This is a genomic window from Chlorobium phaeovibrioides (assembly GCF_003968655.1).
GTDB classification, from domain to species: domain Bacteria; phylum Bacteroidota; class Chlorobiia; order Chlorobiales; family Chlorobiaceae; genus Chlorobium; species Chlorobium phaeovibrioides.
In genome coordinates, this window is the sequence record NZ_RXYK01000040.1 from 1 (window position 1) to 1,803 (window position 1,803).

The 1,803-nt window shown below is 57.3% G+C and carries 1 protein-coding gene; it reads right to left on the reverse strand.

The window, feature by feature from the left end; all coding sequences use genetic code 11:
* A partial coding sequence (locus tag EKD02_RS09790) for a VCBS domain-containing protein (protein ID WP_221763000.1) occupies positions 1–1,803 on the reverse strand: 1,803 nt, incomplete at both ends.

The following is a 1,803-nucleotide window of genomic DNA, read 5'->3' on the forward strand; positions in this document are numbered from 1 at the left end:
CAGATCGATTTGATAGGATGCATCGCCCTCGGCTTTCGCACTGGTGATGGCAGAACTGACCGTCGGTGCGTCGTTGGTGCCTGTCAGCGTTATGGTCACGTCCTCGGTGTCTGTGCCACCCTTGGCGTCATTCACCGTGATGGTGAACACGGCCGTTACGACCTCATCCTTTGCAAGGAAGTCCAGCGCGGCTTCAGCGATGCTGTACGACCAGGTGACTTCACCGTTGTTGGTGTTGGTGGCAACATTGGTGATGCTGAACGCGGCTTCGATGTCGGCCTGCTGCGCTGCCGTCAGCGTCAGGTCTGTTGTTCCGCCTGCTTTCAGGGCACTGACCGAGAGGGTCGCTTCGCTGGCTACAGGACTGTCCGTCAGGTCGAGGTCGGCGAAGGTTATGCTGCCGCTGTCGCTGAGGGTAGTGCCTTCGGTGATCGCTGCTGCTATGCTGTCTCCATTTTCCTGCGTGATTACCGGTGCGTCGTTCGTGCCGGTGATCGTTATCGTCACAGTCTGGTCGTCGCTGGCTGTTCCATCGCTGGCTGTCAGCGTGTAGGTCAACACCAGTTTCTCTCCGGCTGCAAGGTAGTTGAAGGCTTCGCTACCGCTGTTGAACGCCCAGGCAATATCCCCGGTCGTTACTGTGCCGTCAATCGGGTCCGTTGTGGCCGTCAGCATTGCAAGCAAGGCTTCATTGTCCGGTTGACTGCTGTCGCTGGTCATGGCATCATCGGAACCGTCTAGCTGAGAGGCAGCTACCGAGACTACGCTCACTGCAACCGAGTTGGTGGTGTCGAGATCCTCGACACTCAGCGTACCATCGGCTTCCAGTGCGATGTCTGCTTCGGTGATCGCTGCTGCTATGCTGTCTCCAGTGTCCTGCGTGATTACCGGTGCGTCGTTGGAGCCTGTCAGCGTTATGGTCACGTCCTCGGTGTCTGTGCCACCGTTGCCGTCATCCACCGTGATGGTGAACACGGCCGTTACGACCTCATCCTTTGCAAGGAAGTCAAGCGCGGTTTCGGCTATGTTGTACGACCAGGTGACGGTGCCGTCGTTGTCGTTACCGTCAACATTGCTGATGCTGAACGCGTCTTCGATGTCGGTCAGCTGCGCTGCCGTCAGCGTCAGGACTGTTGTTTCGTCTGCTTTCAGGGCACTGACCGAGAGGGTCGCTTCGCTGGCTACAGGAAGGTCCGTCAGGTCGAGGTCGGCGAAGGTTATGCTGCCGCTGTCGCTGAGGGTAGTGCCTTCCGTGATGGCGCCTGCTACGTTGACCACCGAGATTACCGGCGTATCGTTCTCCGCCGTCACCGTTATCGACTTTGTAGCGGCGCTTGAAATGGCCGTACCATCTGAAACCGTCACCTGGAATGTACGGGCTCCAGCAGTCGGCGTGTCGGAGGTGTTGTTGTATTTGATCGCATCCAGCAGCGCCTCAGCCTGAGCTGTTGTCACTTCGGTGGGACTGGATGAATTCGTGAAGACAACGCTCGTAGTCCCTGTAGACGCGTCGCCCGTCCTCGTTACGGCCACCGACCAGGTAATACTGGAAATGGCTGTCGTCAGGTTTGACGCAGAAGCTGTAGTATTCAGTGCTATCGAGGAGGTTGTCCCCTCCACAAGCAACTGTTCAGCAGCACCATCCTTGATCGTGCTGTTGGCGAATGTTATGGTCAGGTTGGCAATGCCATCACTCGCAAGGTCGAGATCGGCGATTTCCGCTGTACCGGTAGTTCCGAATGCAACAGCATTTGTCGCAGTATCGACACCATCAATCTCGGTAAACCCACTGCTCACCGTACC